The 22,286-nt window shown below is 47.6% G+C and carries 15 protein-coding genes and 13 tRNA genes; 20 read left to right on the top strand and 8 right to left on the bottom strand.

Annotated elements, in window-relative coordinates; genetic code table 11:
• Nucleotides 1-2 precede the first annotated feature (2 nt).
• Both L4D76_RS06010 and frdA read right to left on the bottom strand, forming a co-directional pair.
• Nucleotides 3-743, bottom strand: a complete 741-nt coding sequence (locus L4D76_RS06010) for a succinate dehydrogenase/fumarate reductase iron-sulfur subunit (RefSeq protein ID WP_428440013.1) — start codon at nucleotides 741-743, stop codon at nucleotides 3-5.
• Nucleotides 743-2,566: a fumarate reductase (quinol) flavoprotein subunit gene (gene frdA, locus L4D76_RS06005; protein ID WP_428440012.1), complete on the bottom strand. Its 1,824-nt coding sequence runs from the start codon at nucleotides 2,564-2,566 to the stop codon at nucleotides 743-745. Before frdA ends, L4D76_RS06010 begins: the two co-directional genes overlap by 1 nt.
• 547 nt (nucleotides 2,567-3,113) lie before the next feature.
• On the opposite strand from frdA, the gene epmA reads away from it, so the two are divergent.
• Nucleotides 3,114-4,085 carry an elongation factor P--(R)-beta-lysine ligase gene (gene epmA / locus L4D76_RS06000; RefSeq protein WP_428440011.1) on the top strand — a complete coding sequence of 324 codons (972 nt, stop codon included), beginning with the start codon at nucleotides 3,114-3,116 and terminating at the stop codon, nucleotides 4,083-4,085.
• Between the two features lie 120 nt (nucleotides 4,086-4,205).
• Here epmA and L4D76_RS05995 read toward each other — a convergent pair whose 3' ends face one another.
• The 5 genes from L4D76_RS05995 to rsgA form a co-directional block, all read right to left on the bottom strand.
• On the bottom strand, nucleotides 4,206-6,089 hold the full coding sequence (locus L4D76_RS05995) for a methyl-accepting chemotaxis protein (protein ID WP_428440010.1): 1,884 nt from the start codon (nucleotides 6,087-6,089) through the stop codon (nucleotides 4,206-4,208).
• A 279-nt stretch (nucleotides 6,090-6,368) separates the two neighbouring features.
• A complete protein-coding gene (locus L4D76_RS05990; protein ID WP_428440009.1) occupies nucleotides 6,369-7,085 on the bottom strand; it encodes a glycerophosphodiester phosphodiesterase in 717 nt (238 codons plus the stop codon).
• A 15-nt stretch (nucleotides 7,086-7,100) separates the two neighbouring features.
• Nucleotides 7,101-8,516, bottom strand: a complete 1,416-nt coding sequence (locus L4D76_RS05985; protein WP_428440008.1) for an SLC13 family permease — start codon at nucleotides 8,514-8,516, stop codon at nucleotides 7,101-7,103.
• Between the two features lie 138 nt (nucleotides 8,517-8,654).
• Entirely contained in the window at nucleotides 8,655-9,533 is an 879-nt protein-coding gene (gene asd, locus L4D76_RS05980; RefSeq protein ID WP_428440007.1) for an archaetidylserine decarboxylase, read from the bottom strand.
• A 203-nt stretch (nucleotides 9,534-9,736) separates the two neighbouring features.
• A complete protein-coding gene (gene rsgA, locus L4D76_RS05975) occupies nucleotides 9,737-10,789 on the bottom strand; it encodes a small ribosomal subunit biogenesis GTPase RsgA (RefSeq protein WP_428440121.1) in 1,053 nt (350 codons plus the stop codon).
• A gap of 79 nt (nucleotides 10,790-10,868) precedes the next feature.
• Between rsgA and orn the strand changes: the two genes are divergently transcribed.
• From orn to L4D76_RS05905, 14 genes are all read left to right on the top strand, one after another.
• A complete protein-coding gene (gene orn / locus L4D76_RS05970) occupies nucleotides 10,869-11,414 on the top strand; it encodes an oligoribonuclease (RefSeq protein WP_428440006.1) in 546 nt (181 codons plus the stop codon).
• A gap of 129 nt (nucleotides 11,415-11,543) precedes the next feature.
• A tRNA-Met gene (locus tag L4D76_RS05965) sits at nucleotides 11,544-11,620 on the top strand.
• 22 nt (nucleotides 11,621-11,642) lie between these two features.
• A tRNA-Gly gene (locus L4D76_RS05960) sits at nucleotides 11,643-11,718 on the top strand.
• A gap of 87 nt (nucleotides 11,719-11,805) precedes the next feature.
• Nucleotides 11,806-11,882, top strand: a tRNA-Met gene (locus tag L4D76_RS05955).
• A 31-nt stretch (nucleotides 11,883-11,913) separates the two neighbouring features.
• A tRNA-Gly gene (locus L4D76_RS05950) sits at nucleotides 11,914-11,989 on the top strand.
• A gap of 70 nt (nucleotides 11,990-12,059) precedes the next feature.
• A tRNA-Met gene (locus L4D76_RS05945) sits at nucleotides 12,060-12,136 on the top strand.
• Nucleotides 12,137-12,161: 25 nt separating this feature from the next.
• Nucleotides 12,162-12,237, top strand: a tRNA-Gly gene (locus L4D76_RS05940).
• Between the two features lie 70 nt (nucleotides 12,238-12,307).
• Nucleotides 12,308-12,384, top strand: a tRNA-Met gene (locus L4D76_RS05935).
• Between the two features lie 31 nt (nucleotides 12,385-12,415).
• A tRNA-Gly gene (locus L4D76_RS05930) sits at nucleotides 12,416-12,491 on the top strand.
• A 70-nt stretch (nucleotides 12,492-12,561) separates the two neighbouring features.
• Nucleotides 12,562-12,638 (top strand) — tRNA-Met (locus L4D76_RS05925).
• A 31-nt stretch (nucleotides 12,639-12,669) separates the two neighbouring features.
• A tRNA-Gly gene (locus L4D76_RS05920) sits at nucleotides 12,670-12,745 on the top strand.
• A gap of 73 nt (nucleotides 12,746-12,818) precedes the next feature.
• Nucleotides 12,819-12,895, top strand: a tRNA-Met gene (locus tag L4D76_RS05915).
• A 31-nt stretch (nucleotides 12,896-12,926) separates the two neighbouring features.
• Nucleotides 12,927-13,016: transfer RNA gene (locus L4D76_RS05910), tRNA-Gly, on the top strand.
• 85 nt (nucleotides 13,017-13,101) lie between these two features.
• Nucleotides 13,102-13,178 (top strand) — tRNA-Met (locus tag L4D76_RS05905).
• An 852-nt stretch (nucleotides 13,179-14,030) separates the two neighbouring features.
• Here L4D76_RS05905 and queG read toward each other — a convergent pair.
• Complete coding sequence (gene queG / locus L4D76_RS05900) at nucleotides 14,031-15,164, bottom strand: tRNA epoxyqueuosine(34) reductase QueG (RefSeq protein WP_428440005.1); 1,134 nt, start codon at nucleotides 15,162-15,164, stop codon at nucleotides 14,031-14,033.
• A 160-nt stretch (nucleotides 15,165-15,324) separates the two neighbouring features.
• Here queG and L4D76_RS05895 point away from each other — a divergent pair, with 160 nt between their 5' ends.
• Genes L4D76_RS05895 through miaA form a run of 5 tightly spaced genes read left to right on the top strand, consistent with a single transcriptional unit; the run spans nucleotide 15,325 to nucleotide 22,207 of the window.
• Nucleotides 15,325-16,812, top strand: a complete 1,488-nt coding sequence (locus tag L4D76_RS05895; RefSeq protein WP_428440004.1) for an NAD(P)H-hydrate dehydratase — start codon at nucleotides 15,325-15,327, stop codon at nucleotides 16,810-16,812.
• Nucleotides 16,813-16,820: 8 nt separating this feature from the next.
• Nucleotides 16,821-17,285, top strand: a complete 465-nt coding sequence (gene tsaE, locus L4D76_RS05890) for a tRNA (adenosine(37)-N6)-threonylcarbamoyltransferase complex ATPase subunit type 1 TsaE (protein WP_428440003.1) — start codon at nucleotides 16,821-16,823, stop codon at nucleotides 17,283-17,285.
• Nucleotides 17,286-17,290: 5 nt separating this feature from the next.
• Nucleotides 17,291-19,075 carry an N-acetylmuramoyl-L-alanine amidase gene (locus L4D76_RS05885; RefSeq protein ID WP_428440120.1) on the top strand — a complete coding sequence of 595 codons (1,785 nt, stop codon included), beginning with the start codon at nucleotides 17,291-17,293 and terminating at the stop codon, nucleotides 19,073-19,075.
• A gap of 2 nt (nucleotides 19,076-19,077) precedes the next feature.
• On the top strand, nucleotides 19,078-21,279 hold the full coding sequence (gene mutL / locus L4D76_RS05880) for a DNA mismatch repair endonuclease MutL (protein ID WP_428440002.1): 2,202 nt from the start codon (nucleotides 19,078-19,080) through the stop codon (nucleotides 21,277-21,279).
• Nucleotides 21,272-22,207: a tRNA (adenosine(37)-N6)-dimethylallyltransferase MiaA gene (gene miaA, locus L4D76_RS05875; RefSeq protein ID WP_428440001.1), complete on the top strand. Its 936-nt coding sequence runs from the start codon at nucleotides 21,272-21,274 to the stop codon at nucleotides 22,205-22,207. Before mutL ends, miaA begins: the two co-directional genes overlap by 8 nt.
• The last annotated feature ends 79 nt before the right edge of the window (nucleotides 22,208-22,286 follow it).

The following is a 22,286-nucleotide window of genomic DNA, read 5'->3' as shown; positions in this document are numbered from 1 at the left end:
CCTTATGCCTCCTGAGGCTTAATCATGGCAATAACAAAATCTTTAGAAGATTCAACTTTACCCTGGTTAACCGCTGCTGCCGGATCAACGCTCTTCGGACAAACTTCAGAACAGTAACCCACGAAAGTACAACCCCAAGCGCCGTTCTCGCCGTTAATCAGCTTCATACGCTCGTTAGCACCGTTATCACGGCTATCCAGGTTGTATCGGTGTGCAAGTGTTAGCGCCGCAGGACCAATGAACTCAGGGTTCAGACCAAACTGAGGACAAGCTGAGTAGCAAAGGCCACAGTTGATACAACCGGCAAATTGCTTGTACTTAGCCATTTGCTCAGGCGTCTGGTTGTTTGGACCATCTTCCGGTGTGCGATCGTTACCGATGATGTATGGCTTAATCGCTTCAAGACGCTCGATAAACGGTGTCATATCAACGATCAAATCTTTTTCGATAGCGAAGTTAGCCAGCGCTTCGATTTTCAGACCATTCGGGTAGTCACGCAGGAAGGTTTTACAAGCTAGCTTCGGTACCTTGTTAACCATCATGCCGCAAGAACCACAGATCGCCATGCGGCAAGACCAACGGTAAGTCAAATCTTTGTCTAGGTTATCTTTGATGTAACCCAGTGCATCAAGCACAGACATGGTTTCGTTAAACGGTACTTCGAACATCTCGAAGTACGGTTCTGCGTCTTTTTCTGGGTCATAACGCAGAATTTCAACTTTTTGGATACGGTTGCCTGACATTATGCCTGCTCCTCTTTGTTCGCTGCCGCTTCTGCCGCTTCTGCTGCTTCTTTCGCTGCTGCCTCTTCTGCCGCTGCACCGTATAGACGTGCTTTAGGCTGAGACTTAGTGATTTTTACGTCGCTGTATTCGATGCGAGGTGCTTTGTCACCGTTGTAGAAGGCTAGCGAGTGCTTCAGGTAGTTTACGTCATCACGCTCTGTGCAGTTGTCATCTAGACGCTGGTGTGCACCACGTGACTCGCGACGAAGAATTGCAGAGTGAGCCATAGTTTCAGCAACTTCCAGGCCGTAGCCAACTTCGATTGCGTATAGCAAATCAGTGTTGAATACTTTGCCTTTGTCTTTGATGCTGATCTTCTTATAACGCTCACGAAGCTCTGCTAGTTTATCAACTGTCGCTTGCATCAGGTCTTCTTGGCGGTAGATACCACAACCCGCTTCCATGGAGTGACCCATTTCGGTACGGATATCAGACCAGTTTTCGTCACCTTCTTGAGACATGAGGGCGTCGATGCGATCTTGTACCGCTTGCATTTGCTTGGTAATGGACTCTTCGTTCCAACCTTTGAACTCTGTTGCACGTTTTGCTGCGCTTTCACCCGCCAGGCGGCCGAATACAACAAGCTCTGCTAGAGAGTTAGAACCCAGACGGTTTGCACCGTGCAGACCAACAGAAGAACACTCACCGACTGCAAATAGACCAGAGATGCGTGTTTCGTTGTTCTTGTCTGTTTCGATACCACCCATGGTGTAGTGCACGGTTGGACGAATTGGAATTGGCTCTTCCGCAGGGTCAACGTTCACGTATGCTTTCGCAAGTTCACAGATGAATGGCAGACGCTCATGCAGGTATTCTTTACCCAGGTGGCGAAGATCAAGGTGGACTACATCACCCAGTGGGTGCTTGATAGTGTTACCTTTCTGCATCTCGTGCCAGAACGCTTGAGAAACTTTGTCACGCGGACCCAGTTCCATGTATTTGTTTTTAGGCTGGCCGATTGGCGTCTCAGGGCCCATACCGTAATCTTGAAGATAACGGTAGCCATCTTTGTTCAGCATGATACCGCCTTCACCACGACAACCTTCGGTCATCAGGATACCGGTACCAGGCAGGCCTGTCGGGTGATACTGAACGAATTCCATATCACGTAGCGGTACACCGTGGCGGAATGCCATCGCCATACCGTCGCCCGTTACGATGCCGCCGTTGGTGTTGCAGTTGTAAACACGGCCTGCACCACCAGTTGCTAGTACAACAGATTTCGCTTTAATACAAACCAACTCGCCTTCAGCCATGTGAATAGCGATAAGGCCTTGTACTTCGCCCTCTTCTACCAGCAGATCAACCACGAAGTATTCGTCAAAGCGGTTGATTTGGGTATATTTGATAGAGGTCTGGAAAAGCGTGTGTAGCATGTGGAAGCCGGTTTTATCGGCAGCGAACCAGGTACGCTCAACCTTCATACCACCAAAACGACGAACGTTAACGTCACCGTTCTCTTTACGGCTCCAAGGACAACCCCATTGCTCTAGCTGGGTCATCTCGCGAGTCGCGTTTTCTACAAAATATTCAACAACGTCCTGTTCACATAGCCAGTCACCACCACCAACAGTATCGTTGAAGTGGTTGTCCAGGCTATCCTCATCCTTGATGACGGCAGCGGAGCCACCCTCTGCAGCTACGGTGTGAGAGCGCATTGGGTAAACTTTCGAAATCAGTGCAATTTCTAAGTCTGGGTTTGCTTCAGCAGCAGCGATGGCAGCACGTAGTCCTGCGCCACCTGCGCCGATTACAGCGATATCTGTGGTAATTGTCTTCACAGCTATCCTCCGGAGGTAAGACGAAAAATTTAACAGGCATGCATATACACACCTATCCTTGAAATCCTGAAGTTATTCTATGCAACAAAACCGGGAGAAAATATGATTTAGACGCATCTTTCGAAGTGAAGTAGCCCTAAAGTGTGAGGGATTACAAGTTTTGTGATTATTGTCACAATTTGTAATGTGCAATGTTTGTTAATTGACCGATCTGTTCTGTGTTAATTGTTTCTGGCCCGTTATTGTTGTGTTTCTCATTTTGTGTGTAAGTCATTAATGTAAAATCTAATCTAATCATTTAGAGGGTGTTCAATGAAATAAAATGTTGAGCTTATGTGTGGTTGGTTGTGTTGTTGTTGATGTTGTGTTTCTGATGTATGTGTTTTGATCGCGAAATAGCTAGTCAGCGTTATGCATTGTTCATATATTTTTATAAATTAATATTGTTCGATATTTTCAGTTCAAGCTGAATGGTTGCTATGTGAACAGCTGCAGGGCTTTGATAAACTGTCGCCAGATGATCAGCCTGAAATTAATAAGTGGTATTATGTCTTTGCCTTGGCAACCAACGGCCTCAATGAAGCAGCTAAAACAACGTGCTGCTATTCTTTCTTCTATCCGTGATTTCTTTGCCCGCAAAGATGTGTTGGAAGTCGATACGCCAGCCATGAGCCAGGCGACTGTGACGGATGTCCACCTGCATACTTTTCAGACTGAGTTTGTCGGCCCGGGATATGCCGGCGGCCAGACACTCTATATGATGACCAGTCCTGAATTTCATATGAAGCGGTTACTGTCTGCGGGAAGTGGTCCTATCTATCAGATTTGTAAGTCATTTCGTAATGAAGAGTCGGGTCGTTATCACAACCCTGAATTTACCATGCTGGAATGGTATCGTCCGGATTTTGACCATCATGAGCTGATGGATGAAATGGATGAGTTACTGCAGCAAGTGCTGGGTTGCCAGCAGGCTGAGCGTATGAGCTACCAGCAAGCATTTATGCAGGTGCTGGGTGTGTGCCCGCTGGAAGGCAGCATGGATGAGCTTAAAGTGGCTGCAGCTACGTTAGGCCTGGCTGATATTGCAGAACCGGAGCAGGATCGCGATACTTTGTTGCAACTCCTGTTTAGTATCGGTGTTGAAATCAAAATTGGTCAGCAGGTGCCGGCGTTTGTGTATGACTTCCCTGCATCACAAGCTGCATTAGCTCAGATCAACCCGGCGGATAGCCGAGTAGCGGAACGCTTTGAGGTGTACTTTAAAGGCATTGAATTAGCGAATGGTTTCCATGAATTAGCCGATGGTAATGAGCAGCTTGCTCGATTTGAACAGGACAATAAGAAGCGTATTGAGATGGGGTTGAAGCCACAGCCGATTGATTTGCACTTGGTGGAAGCACTGCGAGCCGGTTTCCCTGATTGTGCCGGTGTTGCGTTGGGGATTGATCGCTTGATCATGCTGGCGCTGACATTGGATCATATTGATCAAGTTACTGCTTTTCCGATCGACATTGCCTGATTTTTAAGACAATGATCCTGATGGGGATCTAGCGAAAAAAAACGCTGTGAATCACCATAATGGTGTTCATCAGCGTTTTGAACAATCGGCTTACTTTCACACTATACGGATATGGCTGCTTTATACCTTAAAGCGAGAAATATCTTGTCGCATCGCTTCTGCTGAATCGCTCATCTCGCGAGCACTTTGGCTAACATCTGCCGTTTGGTCTGCTAAATGGTCAGAGACATCTTTAATTGCCTGAGTATTACGGCTGATGTCTTCACTCACTGCGCGTTGTTCTTCGGCAGCACTGGCAATATGGGTTGCCATGTCAGAAATTTCTGTAATTGCTTCTGTGATTTTAGTCAGGCTGCTGTTTGCCGATTCCGCGTAACCGACACTTTGATCGGCCAGTTCAGTACTCGCCTGCATGCTATCAACTGCCTGATGGGTGTTCTGCTGCAAGGTTTCGATCATGCTGCGGATTTCTTCCGTGGAATCATGAGTACGCTTACTCAAGACGCGGACTTCATCTGCCACGACCGCAAAACCGCGGCCTTGTTCACCAGCACGTGCGGCTTCGATTGCGGCATTCAATGCCAATAAATTGGTTTGTTCAGCAATACCTTGAATCGTCGATAGGATCTGGTTAATGCCTTGGGCGTTATTTTCCAGCTCATGAATGACGGTTGCCGCTTCCTGCACCTGATTCGCTAACGAGGTAATGGCATCACGGTTTTGCCCGATCACCTGCTGACCTTCATCACAGGCATTGGTTGATGCTTGCGCTGCTGCTGCTGTCATTTCGGCATGGCTGGCCACTTCACCAGATGTCGCAGACATTTCATGAATGGCAGTGGCAATCTGGTTAACATCGTTCTGCTGATCGGCGACTTTCTGCGATGCCAAAGCTGTTTGCTTGGAAGACATATCAGCGTGTTCACCCAATGTGTGCGAGTGAGCAACAACGCCTTTTATCATTCCTTGCAGCTGCGCTAAGAAGCGGTTCATGTTATCAGCCAGTTCGCCGATTTCATCCATACGTTCAATTTCAATCCGTTGGGTCAGATCGCCACTGCCCTTAGCAAGCTGGCTGACCGACTGATTCAGGTTATTCAGCGGACGTAACAGGCTGTTGATGATCAGGCTCGCAATGATTGAGATGATGATGTAAAGGCCGATGGAGGCCAGAACAACGAAGGTGATCTGCTCTGAGATTGAAGCAAATGCCAGAGACTTGTCTTCGATAAGACCCAGCGTCCAGTCTGTACCGGCAATTGGCGCGACAAAAATGAGTTTGTCTTTGTTCTCACTGTCTAACGAGAACGTCTCGATTGTCTGCTGGTTTTGCAGCTGACGGATCAGCTCCGGGGTTAGTTCGCTATCTAACTGAGTTAATGGTTGCTGGCTTAAGGTCTCATCTCGATAGGCGACAATGCGGTTGTTACCATCGACTAAAAAAGCGAAACCATCATGATCCAGTTTCAGGTTCAGCACTTGATCGATGATATGACTGACGGTCAGATCGGCGGCTAGCACCCCGGAGTGTTTGCCCTGAAAGGCTTTGGCAAAACTCACAACAATACTGCCGTCAAAATCCTGGTAGGGTTCGGTCAGAGTCAGTTGGCTTACGCTCATGGCTTCTTTATACCAGGGGCGGGTACGCGGATCGTAATCGGCAGGCCAGTCTTCTGATTTATCACCATAGGCAATGCTACCATCAGTAAAACCGGCATAGACGGACAAGAAGTGGCCGGCGCGTTTAGTTAGCAGCAGTTCACGGTCAACGTTGTCCTGGTTGGCAATAAGGGATTCGTTGGCCAGCATCATATCGCTTCGGGTGTTTAGCCAGTCGGCAATATAGCGGCTGGTGGCCTGACCTTTATCGGTCATTTGGCTGGTGATTTCTGTGGTGGTTTCTTGTTTCAGCTGATTAATGGAAATCCAGGCTTGAACTGCGCTAACCGAAGCGATAATCGCGGCGATGGCAATCTGGATTTTAAATTTGATCGTATATCTCATCGAAGACTCTTATATTTGGTAGCAACAGGTGACTTCAAGGCATTAAAGATATGAAGTCTAAGTGGTTATTCTGAACTCTTGCATGCATCACGTATATTATCGGCCTGAAGGGCATAATCATTAGTGATAAAGTTCAAAAATGCAGCGATGGGGATAATGAAATAAAAGTAAATGTGAGCTTTCTCCCAGCCAAGAGAGATAAAAAAGCAATAGCTGTTATAGGGTTATTTGTCGTGAGGTTAATTTTATCAGGTTGCCACTGTGATGGCTGATGAACACCTACTCCCAGACGGGCCGGACAGCGGATTGCGGAAAAGAGCCAACGGCTATTTCAGGCACATCGCAGAATATGCCATCGACACCCATCTGATCTAACCACTGCCAGTCGTCAGGTTGGTTGACCGTGTAGACATAACATTTCAACCCACGCTGGTGGGCATCATTGACCAATTCGGGGCATACCGTATCGATTTTTAGTTTGACGGCATAGGCGTCCAGCTCTTCGGCAAATGCACATTCATCCGTTGGGCGAGAAGCCGTTAATGCGCCAAGCTTCAGTTCGGGAGCAAGGGCTTTCAACTGTTTGAGCAGATGATGATTAAAGGATGAAATCAAAAACTGGTCGGCGCTAAAGTTAAGTTTTTCACAGGCCAGATCGAGTTGATTCAATAAAGGGGGGAGGTGAGTGACGTATTTTAGTTCAATGTTAAGCGCACACTGACCGTTTACCAACGTCAACAGCTGCCATAAGGTTGGCACAACTTCACCATTGCCCGCATCAAGTTGTTTAATTTCTTCCAGACTATGTGCCTGCAGCAAGCCTTTGCCATTGGTGGTGTGATCCAGCCAGCGATCATGGATCACAAGGAATTCATCACCATGGCTGTGAATATCGAATTCAATGGCTTTTGCTCCGCTGTTAATCGCGGCCTGCATCGCGGCAAGGGTGTTTTCCGGGGCAAGAACACTTGCCCCGCGGTGAGCAATGATTTGCATGTTGAGCCCTTATAATTAGGTCAGCACAAGAGCGGCACTATAGACAATCGCTAAGCCCACCAGCCCAATAATAAGACCGGTTTTAGCCATGTCTTTACTCTCAATTAAACCGGTCGAGTAAGCCAATGAGTTTGGCGGGGTTGATACTGGCAATATCATACCGAGAGAGGCTGAAAAAGCGACAACAACTAATACGCCCTGCAAGCCGCCGATCGAAGCCAGGCTCTCCATTGAGGCTGCAACCGCTGCCGCAATCGGCATCAGTAAGTTGGCGGTCGCGGTGTTAGACATGAAATTTGCCATTATCCAGCAGATCAGCGACAGGGTAAGTACGACGGAAATCGGTGAAAGGGCATCGTAATCAATGGCATGAGCCAATGCTGCTGCCAGGCCGGTTTTGTCCAAACCAATGCCGATGGCGATACCGCCTGCGACCAACCACAATACATCCCAGTTGATCAGCTTTAGCTCTTCTTTACCCATGATCCCCGTTAGGGTGAATACCGCCAATGGAATGATGGAAACCACGTAGGTATTCATGCCGTGCAACGAGGTCGTCATCCACATGATAATGGTAAGGGCAAAGGTGATATATACCACGATCGCCTGCCAGCTTTTCTGGAAAGTACCTTCTAGCTTGAGCTCCATTTGTTGCTGGGAAGACGGGAACAATTTTTGTAGCAACCACCAGGCAAAAGCCAGCTGAACCATAACAAATGGCAGACCCATCATCATCCAGCCAAGGAAGCTGATGCTGTGCTCTCCGGTCAGGTACTGCAGGGCAATGGCGTTGGGTGGGGTGCCGATGGGTGTTGCGATACCCCCGGTATTCGCGGCGATTGGCACACATAGCACCAGAGCTTTAATCCCGATATCCCCTTTCGGAACCGAGGCAACAATCGGTGCTAACAGTGCCAGCATCATCACCGTGGTAGCGGTGTTTGACATAAACATCGAGAATACGGCTGTGATCAGCATTAAGCCCAGCATTATAAATTTTGGCTGAGTGCCGAAAGGTTTAAGTAATACCCGGGCCAGGTTGTTATCAAGCTCATATTTTGATGCGGCAATGGCTAACGCAAAACCGCCCATGAATAGAATGATAATCGGTGAAGAAAAAGCACCGAAAATATCGGTGTATTTCATCATCTCACCCATATCATGACCTGTTGGCGGGGTGCGGAACAGATGCAGCCCTTTATCTGAAATCATGATCAGTTCAAGGGCAATGATAAGGATGGAGGTTGCGAATACGGGAACGGGTTCTAGTACCCAAAGGAGTGCGGCGAGAGCAAAAATGGCCAGAAGACGGTGTTGGATCAGTGTCAGGCCTTCTATGGGAATGGCATTAATAGGTAGCATCAAAATACCGAGTGGGATCCCGAAGGCCACGAACAGCCGAATGAGCTGCGATATAGATATTCTTTTCATAGTGATGTCGGCTTGCTTCTAGTCTAATAATTACAAATCAGCATACTATTTGAACGAATGTAAAATCCTCGACATGGTCAATTTTTGGGATCAAAAAAGGGGCAGTAGTCGCCCCTTTATTCCAGAAATGTTAACTGGTTACGCTTTGTCTTGCTTTCCATTGAGATCAGCATATGGCTGGCCCATCCGAGTTGGCTGCTCAGGTTTCATTTCTTCGACAAAGTGAAGCATCTCTTTTGGGAACAGGTTAATTACGGTTGACCCCAGTTTGAAGCGGCCCATTTCCTCGCCTTTCTTCAATACAACGGATTGAGCCCCTGAAGCCGGGTAGTCCCAACGACGAACATCCGGGCCAGTTGGCGGGGTGACGGTGCCAGCCCATACTGTTTCGATGCTGCCAACAATGGTAGCCCCAACCAGCACCTGGGCTATCGGACCGTGAGCAGTATCAAAAATACATACCACCCGCTCATTACGGGCAAACAGATTCGGTACATTTTTCGCGGTCAGCGGATTGACTGAGAACAGATCACCAGGAATATAGATCATCTGGCGTAGCGTGCCATCGCATGGCATGTGAACGCGGTGATAATCGCGCGGCGATAAATACAGGGTTGCGAAATCTCCCCCCGTGAATTCTTCAGCCAGCGTTTTGTCGCCACCGAGTAGTTCGCCTGCATCAAAGTAGTGACCTTTGGCTTGAAACAGACGCCCTTCTTTAATCGGCCCTAGTTGACTGACACAGGCGTCAGCAGGGTAGCAGAAGATATTGTCGTCAACATTAATCGGACGAGCGCCCTCTTTGAGTTCACGAACAAAGAAGTTGTTAAAGGTCGAGTATGCGGCAGGATCCGGATTACGTGCTTCCGACATATCGACGTTGTACTGGCCGATGAACCAACGAATAACCGCGGTTGTAAGTTTGCCCGCTTCTAATGAAGCCAGTTTACCAGCTAAGCGGGTTAGGGCATGTTTCGGGGTGCAATACTGCAGGCCCAATTTGATGTTATCTAGCACGATATGTCTTCCAGAAAATGTCAATTAATCAACAGCCTAGCTATTCGCTTTAACATCTTGGAATAACTTGAACCGAGAATAGTACCTAAAACTGGCCTGAAAGTCAGTTAATTAGGTCTGGGTATGTAGATAATGGAGGGAGGGATTTGACTCAAAGCGACGGGCAATCTCCGCTTTTGGGGGAGGAAAATTGCCCGACGAGCCTAGTTCAGTTTATTGTGTGAAAACTGGCGGTTTGCCACGTTTTCCGACATGCTTTCAATAATTTTATGGTAGCTGTCGTAACGTTCACGGCTTATCTTTCCAGCTTCGACCGCCTCTCGGATTAGACAGCCGGGATCATTGCCATGTTTACAGTCACGGAATTTACAGCCACCTAAGTATTCGCGAAATTCAACGAAGGCTTCAGTGACTTGTTCCGGCTCTAAATGCCAGAGGCCAAATTCACGGACTCCCGGCGAATCAATAAGATCACCACCACCAGGGAAGTGGTAGAGCCTTGCAGCCGTTGTGGTGTGCTGGCCTAAACCGGAGCCCTCGGAGACATCGCCGATATCAGCTCCGACCTCAGGCATCAGGGTATTAACCATACTGGATTTACCAACGCCGGATTGGCCGGCAAAGATACTGACGCGATCTTTAAGATCATCTTTCAGTGCGTCCATTCCTTCGCCGGTTTCAGAGCTGACGAAACGCAGTTCGTAACCAATTTTCTGGTAAAGAGAGAGTGTTTTCTCCACTTGCTTGCGAACATCTGCCTCTAACAAATCAATCTTGTTTAATACAATCAGAGGTTCAATACCGACGGTCTCTGCCGCGATAAGGTAGCGGTCAATAATGTTAAGCGACAGTTCCGGTAATATGGCAGATACAATAATGATCCGGTTTACATTCGCGGCAACTGCTTTTACACCATCATAGTAGTCAGGTCTTGTCAGCATTGATTCACGCTCGTGAACGGCTTCGACAACACCAGAAATGCCATGTAGCGCTTCAACACCTGGACGCCAGACGACACGGTCGCCAGAGACTAAGCTCTGAATACTTCGGCGCAGGTTGCAACGATGAATCACTCCTGTTTCAGGATCTTCAACGTCAGCATGTTGACCGAAGCGGGTGATAACCAAGCCTTCACGGGCTGATTCCAGTAGCGTTTCATCCCATTGGACGTCCGCTTTTTCGCGATTTAGTCGTTTATTTTGGTTAGAGCGTACGCGACGGCTCTGGCCTTTAGTCAGCTTTTTCTTTTTTGCCACAAGAATATCGTCAGTTTGGTTGGCTTTCGGTATAAGCCAAGTATGATACATGGTTTAGTCATAAAATAGGCAATATCGAATGACAATCAGCGATCAGAATCTTATTTGGGTTGATTTGGAAATGACTGGTTTAGATCCAGAAACCCATCAAATCATTGAAATTGCAACTATCGTGACCGATGCCCAATTGAATATTTTAGCTGAAGGTCCGGTTTTGGCGATCCATCAGCCAGAAGCTGAATTAGCTAAAATGGATGACTGGTGTACGAATACACATACCAATAGTGGTCTGGTTGAACGTATTCGTCAAAGTACCATTGATGAAGAGGAAGCGGTACGCCAGACGATCGCTTTCCTGGAAAAATGGGTACCGAAAGGTGCATCACCTATTTGTGGTAACAGTATTGGTCAGGATCGACGTTTTCTTTACAAACATATGCCGGAGTTGGAACAGTATTTCCACTACCGTTATCTTGATGTCAGCACGATTAAAGAGTTAACCCGTCGCTGGCAGCCTGAATTGCTAGCAGGCTTTACCAAGAAAGGTAGCCACCTGGCGCTGGATGATATCCGTGATTCAATTACTGAGTTACGCTACTATCGTGAGCATATTTTCACTATTTGACGGTAAAATAAGCATTTAGAGGAAAAAGTACGGATTTTTTTTTAGAACTGTTGCATCCGTCATTTTTCCTCGTATAATGCGCAGCCTCGAAAGGCAATAACGAGTTTGTTTCCTTTTGATTGTTTCGGACGCGGGATGGAGCAGTTTGGTAGCTCGTCGGGCTCATAACCCGAAGGTCGTTGGTTCAAATCCAGCTCCCGCAACCAACTTACTTGTTAAGTCAAGTATGCGACACTAGCTCAGCTGGTAGAGCGCAACCTTGCCAAGGTTGAGGTCACGAGTTCGAGCCTCGTGTGTCGCTCCACTCTTTTTTACGAAAGAGCGTTTTTTCAGTCACTGACTGAGAGAATGATAGTTGTTACCGTACTTTAACGGTGAGATATAAATCGGACGCGGGATGGAGCAGTTTGGTAGCTCGTCGGGCTCATAACCCGAAGGTCGTTGGTTCAAATCCAGCTCCCGCAACCAATTTACTTGTTGAGATACAAGGACCAGAGATGCGACACTAGCTCAGCTGGTAGAGCGCAACCTTGCCAAGGTTGAGGTCACGAGTTCGAGCCTCGTGTGTCGCTCCAAATTRGTTTYATTGCTYAGGCGATGAAACARTAGTTGTTACCGTACTTTAACGGTGAGATATAAATCGGACGCGGGATGGAGCAGTTTGGTAGCTCGTCGGGCTCATAACCCGAAGGTCGTTGGTTCAAATCCAGCTCCCGCAACCAATTTACTTGTTGAGATACAAGCTCTGCGACACTAGCTCAGCTGGTAGAGCGCAACCTTGCCAAGGTTGAGGTCACGAGTTCGAGCCTCGTGTGTCGCTCCAAATTGGTTTTATAGTCGATGACTGTGAAACGATAGTTGTTACCGTACTTAACGGTGAGATATAAATCGGACGCGGGATGGAGCAGTATGGTAGCTCGTCGGGCTCATAACCCGAAGGTCGTTGGTTCAAATCCAGCTCCCGCAACCAATTTACTTGTTGAGATACAAGCACCAGAGATGCGACACTAGCTCAGCTGGTAGAGCGCAACCTTGCCAAGGTTGAGGTCACGAGTTCGAGCCTCGTGTGTCGCTCCAAATTGGTTTTATAGTCGATGACTGTGAAACGATAGTTGTTACCGTACTTAACGGTGAGATATAAATCGGACGCGGGATGGAGCAGTTTGGTAGCTCGTCGGGCTCATAACCCGAAGGTCGTTGGTTCAAATCCAGCTCCCGCAACCAATTTACTTGTTGAGATACAAGSACCAGARATGCGACACTAGCTCAGCTGGTAGAGCGCAACCTTGCCAAGGTTGAGGTCACGAGTTCGAGCCTCGTGTGTCGCTCCAAATTAGTTTTTTCAGTCACTGACTGAGAGAACAGTAGTTGTTACCGTACTTTAACGGTGAGATATAAATCGGACGCGGGATGGAGCAGTTTGGTAGCTCGTCGGGCTCATAACCCGAAGGTCGTTGGTTCAAATCCAGCTCCCGCAACCAATTTACTTGTTGAGATACAAGCACCAGARATGCGACACTAGCTCAGCTGGTAGAGCGCAACCTTGCCAAGGTTGAGGTCACGCCAGTTCCTTGAAGATCGGGAGCCTCGTGTGTCGCTCCACTCTTTTCTATGAAAAGAGAGTTTTATTGCTCAGGCGATGAAACAGTAGTTGTTACCGTACTTTAACGGTGAGATATAAATCGGACGCGGGATGGAGCAGTTTGGTAGCTCGTCGGGCTCATAACCCGAAGGTCGTTGGTTCAAATCCAGCTCCCGCAACCAATTTACTTGTTGAGATACAAGCATGCGATGCTAGCTCTGCTAGTGAAGCAAACCTACTACTGTGAAGTAATAGTCTCAATGCAGCATTCCTGGGTTTATCGATTAACGACAATCTAGTGTGTTGCCTCAAAGTACCTTTATAACGTTGGTTTTAAAGGGTCATTTGAAGCAATCAGCTTCGATACATCATCTTAATGTTTACTCAGACAACCTTCCTTAGGGTGGGCTTTTTTGTCTTATGAAAAAGTAAATGAGATGCTCTGTAACGGCCTGGTAGCTTGAATACCAATGCTGTGAAGTATTGGCGTCATACTACGACGTAAGCGTTGTTAAGTTCGCTGTGATAGTCAATCGGTAGCGTTATTTATACCTGCCAGCGACTGAATGCTTATGATCCGTATCTGCTCTCTTTTATCCCGATCTTGAAACAGCATGAAAGCTTGTGTTTTCAGGCTTTGTAGCCATGTTGCCAATCAAAAATATGCTCTTAGTTCACAGAGTTATCCACATACTGCTCGTTGTGGGTAAGTCAGTTGATTACGTGTGCCAGTACGGTGTGAATAACTTTATATTTCACGAAATAATCAGCTGATCTCACTTTATCCACACAATCCCCACTTAGCCTTAAGTCATTGCTTTTAATTTGTTTTATTAGTTTATTCAGTGTTTATATACAGTTTGATCAATATGTGGTTTAACTGGATAAACATCTTAACTCTGTTATCCACCACCTGTGTTTAATGTTTTGTGTTGAGGTATGAAATCGAAGCACTGAAAATGTTTTCCACATTCATATAGAATACGGACTTAGCTCTCATTTTGTATGCTTGAACGCTGCCGTATTCAGGGGGATCAGGCGTCGCGAGGAAGGCCTTTTTCAACAATGCGAATGAGCCTTTTCGTCTTAGATGGTAGTACATCAATAACAAGTTCGGCACGTTTTTCTTGTTGTTTTGTCATTGCCCAGAAGATGTGGATGTCTAAGAGCTCATTAAGCCCTGAGCGTTTAGATAAGGCATCGAGAAGCTCTGCATCATAAGGTGCATTGCCGATGGCAATCGCCAGGTTGCGTAACCATTGGATATGGCCGATACGTCGAATCGCAGAGCCTTCAGTGTATTTCAGGAACGATTTTTCATCCCATTGGAAAAGTGTCAGCAGATCTTGCTGATATAGCGTATCACGGCAGTGGTAATCTGTTTCTTCTGTCAGCTCAGAGAAACGATTGAATGGGCAAACCAGTTGGCAATCATCACAACCGTAGATACGGTTACCAATTTTTTCTCGAAACTCTTCGGGAATGACCCCGGAAAATTCAATTGTCAGGTATGAAATACAACGCCTGGCGTCAATGACACCTTCTTCGACAATAGCGCCAGTCGGGCAGCTGGTTATGCAAGCGACACATTTGCCACATTGATTTTCTACCGGGGTATCAACGGGGAGCGGAAGGTCGATAAGTAACTCGCCAAGAAAAAACCATGAACCACCATTATCACTGAGGTTCAGTGAATGTTTCCCCGTCCAGCCAAGTCCGGCCTTTTCGGCTAATGGGCGTTCCAGGATCGGTGCTGAATCGACAAAAGGACGATGGCCAAATTGACCCACTTCAGCTTCAATCAGTTGGCCTAAACGTTTTAAGCGATTGCGAATGAGCTTGTGGTAGTCACGGCCCAGCGAATAGCGGCTAATGTAGGCTTTCAGCGGTTGCTTAAGGGTTTGGGCAAAACCAGCATCAAGTGGCAGATAATTCATTCTGACACTGATCACCCTAATTGTGCCCGGTTGCAGCTCTGCTGGTCGCGCACGCATCATGCCATGGCGAGCCATCCAATCCATATCACCATGATACCCTGCGTCTAACCAGCGCTGTAATTGGGCTTCATGCTGCTTGAGATCGATATCGCAGATCCCAACATGTTGGAATCCTAGCTCTTTTCCCCATTGTTTAATCTTCTGGGTGAGTGCAGTGTAATCAATGCTCATGGTGTCAAATGGGGGCCGTTGAATTATGGGGGGCGAAGTGTACCACATAACCGGAGGGACAATAGTCGACGTCGTAGTGAGTAATAAGGAAAAAAGCACCGGAAGGTTTTTTCAATATGTTACGCTCTTTATTAGCCAGACAATACAGTAAGGAATGAGTATGGTTATGTCACCGTTGCCAACTTCTTTATATCGGGCAGAGCAGGTTAGAGAAGGTGAAAGGGCTGCTGCACAAGTGATGCAACTTGAAATGTATCAGCTGATGGAAAGAGCTGGTCAGGCAGTGTTTTCTGCGCTGATCGGTAAGTACCCTGATACGGATTCCGTGCTGGTATGTTGCGGCGGTGGGAATAATGGGGGCGACGGGTATGTGGTAGCCCGTCTTGCCAGAGAGCATGGCTTGAACGTTCAGTTATGGCATTTGGGGAATGCCTCTCAACTAACCGGTGATGCCGCAATAGCGCGTGATGCCTGGTTAGCTGCCGGTGGTGAGATCGGAGTTCCGCAGGCCGAAGCCCCTGAATCGGTTGAGGTGATCATTGACGCGCTATTGGGTACCGGGCTTAAGGGCTCAGTACGTCCTGATTGTGCAACCTTGATTAAGACAATCAATCGAGCAATCTGTCCTGTTATTGCCGTTGATGTACCATCGGGTTTATGCGCCGATACAGGCACTCATTCCGGCCTGGCTGTACAGGCTGATATTACCGTCACTTTTATTGGTGTTAAGCAAGGGTTATGCACTGGCCTGGCGGCTCGTTATTGTGGTGAAATTCAGTTTGCAGGCTTAGAGGTCGCAGAAGCATTTCAGCAGCTCACAGAACCTGCTAGTGTCAGAATCGATGAACGTCAGATCTTACCTCACCTGCCGGTACGTGATCGTGCGGCACATAAAGGTGATCATGGCCGGGTATTATGTGTGGGTGGCGATTTAGGTATGGCTGGTGCTATCCGTTTAGCGGCGGAAGCGAGTGCACGTACCGGCGCAGGGTTAACGGCTGTTATCACACAGCCTGGCAATGTCTTGTCAATTGTCACAGCCCGACCAGAGATAATGGTGCAAGGCTGGCAGGAAAAAGCCCATGAGATCAGTCAGCGACTGGATTGGGCTGATGTGGTGGTGATTGGGCCGGGGCTTGGACAGAGCGACTGGAGTCAGGCGCTGTTCTTTTATCTTCACGGCTGTGAAAAAAAGACGGTTATTGATGCCGATGGATTGAACTTATTATCATTTTCACCAGACTATAAAAATAATCGTATAATTACCCCACACCCGGGCGAAGCGGCCCGCTTGCTAGGGACGACCGTGAAAGAGGTAGAAGCGGATCGGTTTCGTGCCGTGCGATCACTGCAGCAAAAATATGGCGGTGTTGCGGTATTGAAAGGGGCGGGAACCCTGATTTATGACGGACAACAGCTTTGGATCTGCTCTGAAGGTAATCCTGGAATGGCAACCGGCGGAATGGGCGATGTGCTGTCTGGCATTATTGGCGCCCTGTTAGGGCAAGGCTTATCCTTACCTGATGCAGCCTGCGCGGGTGTTTGGATTCACAGTAAAGCAGCCGATTTGTGCGCCAGGGATGGAGAGCGTGGTATGCTGGCGAGTGATTTGTTTCCGTATATTCGACAATTAGTAAACCCAAGATAAAGATAATAATGCAAACATTTGAAACCATACTTGCCGATGAGCAAGCAACAGTAGATTTAGGCCTTCGACTTGCGACAGCCTGTAAGCACCAGACTACAATTTATCTTCATGGTGATCTTGGGGCAGGAAAAACGACGTTTAGCCGTGGTTTTATCCGTGCATTAGGGCATCAGGGGAATGTAAAAAGCCCAACTTATACATTGGTTGAACCATATGACTTGCCACCCTGGCAGGTGTATCACTTTGATTTATACCGTTTGGCTGATCCAGAAGAATTAGAATTTATGGGGATCCGTGATTATTTCACTGACGATGCGATTTGTTTGGTGGAATGGCCGGAAAGGGGAGAAGGTTTGCTGCCTGCTCCGGATCTGGTATTAGAAATGCGCTATCACGGTGAGCAGCGTAAGGTTACGATCACTGCCAATAATGATTATGGTATGGCGTTGATCAAAAGTTTGGAGCTGTGTTGATCAGAATGTCTTTACGGGCTTTTTTTAATATTCTTGTTTTAGGGATTGGGTTATTTAGTTCTGTGGTGATTGCCAATGAGCTAAAAGGGGTTCGTGTCTGGCCGGCGCCAGACGAAACCCGAGTCGTCTTAGATCTAAAAGATAAGGCGACTTACAGTTATTTTACCCTTACCAAGCCTGATCGTTTAGTGGTGGACTTAAAACAAACGACACTCAAGACCAAACTTCCGATTGGGGTGAGTCGCAGTGCCGTGTTGAAGAAAATCCGCAGTAGCAGTGCGCCTGAAAAAGGCTCTTTTCGGTTAGTCTTTGAAACTAAAGCGAGAACCAGCCCTAAGATATTTACCTTAGCGCCGACGCCTGACGGGCATCACAGCCACCGTTTGGTGTTAGATTTACCGCATAGTAAAAAGAGTGGGGTGGTCACAAAAACGCAGTTTCAAGGGAAAGTAACCACTAACCAACAAGCGCAGTTGCCGTCGGGCCGTGACGATATCATTATCGCAATAGATGCCGGACATGGCGGGGAAGATCCCGGCTCTATCGGGCCAGCTAAAAAGTACGAAAAGAATGTGACGTTGGCAGTCGCGAAAAAAGTGGCAGCAAAAATTGATGCGACTCCAGGTCTGAAAGCAGTGATGACCCGTCATAGTGACTACTTTGTCAATCTTAATAAACGTTCTGAAATTGCCCGTCGGAATAAAGCGCATCTGCTCGTTTCTATTCATGCTGATGGTTTTCATAAACCGCAGCCGCGAGGGGCGTCTGTCTGGGTTCTGAATACCCGCCGCGCCAATAGCGAAATTGGTCGCTGGCTGGAGCAACACGAAAAGCAATCTGAATTGTTGGGCGGCGGAGATGTCTTGTCTGGTGACAACGACGATCAATACCTCAGTATGGCCGTGTTAGATCTGCAATTCAGTCACTCCCAGAAAGAAGGCTACGAAGTGGCATTGAAAGTGCTGAGAGAGATCAGCAAAGTCACGACTCTGCACAAAAGCAAGCCCGAACATGCCAGCTTAGCCGTTTTAAAATCACCGGATATTCCGTCATTACTGGTGGAGACCGGGTTTATCACTAACCCTAAAGAAGAGCGGCTGCTGAATTCCCGTTCTCACCAAAACAAGTTAGCAGGTGCTATCTATAAAGGCGTCCTGGCCTATTTTGACGGTAACCCGCCGGAAGGGACGCTATTTGCCGCCAGAAAAAATGGCATTAAGCATAAAGTCACATCTGGCCAGTCGTTGAGTGTGATTGCCAAGAAATACGGTACCTCGATATCAGCCATTAAATCAGCCAACAATTTAACATCGAGTTCGCTGAAAATTGGTCAGGTTCTGGTTGTTCCGGGCTCTGCGCCTATCGCCGTTACGAGTCGGGCTGGTACAAACAAGGCAGTTACAAACAAGGCTGATGCAAACAAGATAGCATCGACGTCAATACCAGCGTTTAAGCCTAAAGCATCAACCTCAAATGCAACCGTTACTCAAACCGTTGTGCATAAGGTACAGCGCAGTGAGTTTTTGGGCAAAATTGCCGCACGCTATGGCGTGACGATTGATAGTATCCGAAAAGTGAATAAGTTACGTTCAGATAATCTGGCCGTCGGGCAAAAGCTGAAAATAGAGGTGAGAGTGCCAGCAGCCAAAAAACATACCGTTAAGCGTGGAGAGTTTCTTGGTAAGATTGCCGCGCATTATGGGGTGAGTGTTGATAGCATCCGAACTACGAATAAGCTAAGCTCAGATAAATTGGCCATTGGCCAGACTTTAACCATACCCAGAAGTTAATTATGCCGATTCAGATTTTACCCGCTCGGCTGGCTAACCAGATTGCTGCCGGTGAAGTAGTTGAACGTCCTGCCTCTGTTGTTAAAGAGCTGGTCGAAAATAGCCTTGATGCCGGAGCAACCCGAATTGATATTGATATCGATAAAGGGGGCAGCCGAACGATCCGTATTCGTGATAACGGTAAAGGCATCGTAAAAGAAGAGCTTGGCCTGGCGCTTAGCCGTCATGCCACGTCCAAAATATCTTCGTTGGATGATTTAGAAGCCATTGTCAGTCTGGGGTTTCGCGGTGAAGCGCTGGCAAGTGTCAGTTCAGTCTCCCGTCTGACCCTGACATCGCGTACTGAAGGGCAGGAGGAAGCCTGGTCTGCGTATGCTGAAGGGCGGGATATGGACGTGCAGCTTAAGCCGGCAGCACACCCTGTCGGTACCACGGTTGAAGTGCTCGATTTATTCTTTAATACCCCGGCTCGCCGTAAATTCCTTCGTACCGAAAAAACAGAATTCAGTCACATAGATGAACTGCTAAAGCGGATTGCACTTAGCCGGTTCGATGTGTCGATCACTTTGCGTCATAACAGCAAAATCATTCGTCAGTATCGCAGCTCACAAACTCAGATCCAGAAAGAGCGCCGACTTGCTTCTGCTTGTGGTCAGGGCTTTTTGCAACATGCATTAGCGGTTGAGCTTGAGCATGGTGATTTGAAATTGTCGGGCTGGATTTGTAGCCCGCAAGGTGCTCGGGCGCAAAATGACATTCAATATTGTTATGTCAACGGCCGTATGATGAAAGATAAGCTGATCAATCATGCGATCCGTCAGGCTTATGAGTCCAGCCTTGCAGCCGCTCAATATGCGGCTTATGTCCTGTTTATTGAAGTCGACCCGCATCAGGTCGATGTGAATGTGCATCCGGCTAAGCATGAGGTGCGTTTTCATCAGGCACGCCTGGTTCACGATTTCATTTATCAGGGTATTCAGAGTGCATTGCAGCAAAGTGCCATTGAAGACGAACAGATCTATAGCGCCCCACAGCGAGCCAGTGCGATTGCTGCTCCTTATGCGGGTTCGGCAACAACATCAACAGAGAATACATCACATCATGTAGCAGAACCGCCACCTGTGATGAATGCGATAGCACGTACGCCTGATTATCCGAACAAAGCACAACCTGCAGAGTGGCTACACGCACAAACACCGCTTGCCGATGAAGAAATCCCAGCACCAAGCCATGGTTATGACCATGCTTGCCAAGAGAATGAATCGCAGGGTCGTGATGATTATCGTCAAACGGGCCCAAGCGGAGCAAGTACTCACAATCTGAAGAGCGGCAGAGATACCGGTTACACGCCAAGTGATTCAAGTCGCCATTCCTCATCCGGTGGGGCGAATCGCGCTCAGCGGCAGTTCGGTAGTGAAAGCGCATCCAGACAGGAAGTCGCCGCTTATCAGCGTTTAATGCAAACGCCGCCAGAACCTTCTCGTTCAAGGGATGGTTCCGTTGTAAATCAGTCTCATCGGTATAATGATTCTAGCAATGCCATTAAGGCGGATAGCAACAATGCCCCACCATCTTGGCAAGACAATAAGCCGGTTCAACCAACACGACAAAATGCGATTGATGCCAAGCCTGGTGTTGGATTAGGTAAAGCACTCAGTTTGGTTAGCGAGCGCTTTTTGTTACTTAGCCGAAATGACGGTATTTATGTACTGTCACTCGATTATGCTCAGGGTTTACGTCACAAAGGGCAATTACGTCTGGCAGCCACTGAAGGCTTAAAACCGCAGCCATTACTGATCCCGCATTCCGTTCCGGTCGAGCCTGAGCTGATCGCGTGTGCCGAGCAGCATGCTCAGCTATTAAAACAGCTGGGGATTAATTTAAAGGCCAAAGGCAAGACGGGATTGATCATTTTGTCGGTTTGTATGCCGTTAAGGCAGCAAAACTTACAACAGCTTATCCCAAATTTGTTAACCTATCTGGCATCAGTCGCCGACGATCCTGAAGCTCAGGGCTGGAGTAAGTTACTGGATTGGCTGTCATCGGAGTGTACGGTGCCTGCGGATGCCTTTAGTTTGTCTCAGGCGATCCAATTAGTGACAGAAGTCGAGCAACTATGGGCCGACGATCTTGAACAATATTATCAATACTTGTTGCGTCCCGTAGATGTTTGCGCAGCAATAGAAGCATTTGAATATGAGTAAGCCATTACCTCAGGCCATTTTTTTAATGGGGCCAACAGCATCGGGAAAAACAGATCTTGCTATCCGTTTGCGAGAACAGTTACCTGTAGAGTTGATTAGTGTCGATTCCGCCCTTATTTATAAAGGGATGGATATCGGTACTGCAAAACCAGATGCTCGGGAACTAGCATTAGCTCCCCACCGTCTTATTGATATTCGTGATCCAGCGCAAAGTTATTCGGCTGCAGACTTCCGTGCTGATGCACTGAAAGAAATGGCTGATATAGTTGCAGCTGGGCGCATCCCCTTGTTAGTTGGTGGTACTATGTTGTACTACAAAGCTTTACTTGAAGGTTTGTCGCCATTACCAGCCGCGGATCCTGAGATCCGTGCTGAGATAGAGCAAGAAGCACAAGAGAAAGGCTGGCAAGTTTTGCATGAGGAATTAGTGCGGATCGATCCGGTTTCCGGGGCTCGTATCCATCCTAATGATCCACAGCGTTTATCTCGTGCGTTGGAAGTTTTTCGCATTTCGGGTAAAACGTTAACCGAGTTGACGAAAACTCAGGGTGAATCATTGCCGTACAATGTCCATCAATTTGCAATAGCACCCAAGGATAGGGCTGTTCTACATCAAAGAATTGAGCAACGTTTCGAGAAAATGATCGATGCCGGTTTTGAGCAGGAAGTGCGTGCTTTATACGAGCGGGGTGATTTACATCCCGATCTTCCATCAATCCGTTGTGTCGGTTATCGACAGATGTGGGACTACTTGGACGGGAATTGTGATTTAGATGAAGCGGTCTTCCGTGGTATCTGTGCAACCCGTCAATTGGCGAAGCGTCAAATCACCTGGTTACGTAGCTGGAAAGATTTGACGTGGTTAGATAGCAGTAACGGGGATACAGCGTTACAAACAGTCACAAACTCAGTTAGTTGTGATGTTTGAATAAGGTGTATACTCTGAACTGTTTTGCGTATTTTTTAGTTTTTGTTCGTTGCTAAATACAACTACAAACAAATAAGGA

The sequence above is a fragment of the Photobacterium sagamiensis genome (genome assembly GCF_050337085.1).
Taxonomy (GTDB): Bacteria; Pseudomonadota; Gammaproteobacteria; order Enterobacterales; family Vibrionaceae; genus Photobacterium; species Photobacterium sagamiensis.
Note: the sequence above shows the minus strand (reverse complement) of the source record. Positions and strands in the feature narration are given on the sequence as shown.

Excerpts from the sequence above, each read along its gene's own strand:
- L4D76_RS06010 (WP_428440013.1), bottom strand. The coding sequence starts at position 743 with ATGTCAGGCAACCGTATCCAAAAAGTTGAAATTCTGCGTTATGACCCA.
- L4D76_RS05995 (WP_428440010.1), bottom strand. The coding sequence starts at position 6,089 with ATGAGATATACGATCAAATTTAAAATCCAGATTGCCATCGCCGCGATT.
- orn (WP_428440006.1), top strand. The coding sequence starts at position 10,869 with ATGACAATCAGCGATCAGAATCTTATTTGGGTTGATTTGGAAATGACT.
- queG (WP_428440005.1), bottom strand. The coding sequence starts at position 15,164 with ATGAGCATTGATTACACTGCACTCACCCAGAAGATTAAACAATGGGGA.
- tsaE (WP_428440003.1), top strand. The coding sequence starts at position 16,821 with ATGCAAACATTTGAAACCATACTTGCCGATGAGCAAGCAACAGTAGAT.
- epmA (WP_428440011.1), top strand. The coding sequence starts at position 3,114 with ATGTCTTTGCCTTGGCAACCAACGGCCTCAATGAAGCAGCTAAAACAA.
- L4D76_RS05885 (WP_428440120.1), top strand. The coding sequence starts at position 17,291 with ATGTCTTTACGGGCTTTTTTTAATATTCTTGTTTTAGGGATTGGGTTA.
- L4D76_RS05985 (WP_428440008.1), bottom strand. The coding sequence starts at position 8,516 with ATGAAAAGAATATCTATATCGCAGCTCATTCGGCTGTTCGTGGCCTTC.
- L4D76_RS05895 (WP_428440004.1), top strand. The coding sequence starts at position 15,325 with ATGGTTATGTCACCGTTGCCAACTTCTTTATATCGGGCAGAGCAGGTT.
- mutL (WP_428440002.1), top strand. The coding sequence starts at position 19,078 with ATGCCGATTCAGATTTTACCCGCTCGGCTGGCTAACCAGATTGCTGCC.
- L4D76_RS05990 (WP_428440009.1), bottom strand. The coding sequence starts at position 7,085 with ATGCAAATCATTGCTCACCGCGGGGCAAGTGTTCTTGCCCCGGAAAAC.
- miaA (WP_428440001.1), top strand. The coding sequence starts at position 21,272 with ATGAGTAAGCCATTACCTCAGGCCATTTTTTTAATGGGGCCAACAGCA.